General features: G+C 42.7%; 1 protein-coding gene. It reads left to right on the top strand.

What is annotated here, in order from left to right; all coding sequences use genetic code 11:
* On the top strand, nt 1–193 hold a 193-nt coding region (locus tag AB5935_RS24910), incomplete at its 5' end, for an aminomethyltransferase beta-barrel domain-containing protein (RefSeq protein WP_368327745.1).
* Nucleotides 194–347 lie beyond the last annotated feature (154 nt).

Below are 347 nucleotides of genomic sequence, written 5' to 3'. Positions count from 1 at the left end.
AGGGCATTCTGACATCATTGTGAAAATACGGTATCGCAAACAGGAAAACCATGCTACGATTACCATTACACCAGATCATCTACTGCATGTGCAACTTCATGAGCCTTTAACCGCCATTGCTCCGGGACAAGCTGCTGCATTCTATAAAGATGGCTTATTATTGGGAGGAGGGATAATAGTCAACGCCCGGTAATTAGCCGACATAATTTAGGCACGGATTACACGGATAAACACGGAAAGAGAATAAACTTTATCCATGTAATTCGCATAATCCGTGCCTGGAAGAAATTGGAGAGGTGCTTCGAAACGCTCTCCTTGTACAAGCAATCTCTGTAATAAGGATAACT

The organism is Phocaeicola sp. RTP21198st1_B8_RTP21198_201120, from assembly GCF_040929485.1.
Taxonomy (GTDB): domain Bacteria; phylum Bacteroidota; class Bacteroidia; order Bacteroidales; family Bacteroidaceae; genus Phocaeicola; species Phocaeicola dorei.
The sequence above is the reverse complement of the archived record's forward strand: the minus strand, read 5'-3'. Positions and strand labels throughout refer to the sequence as shown.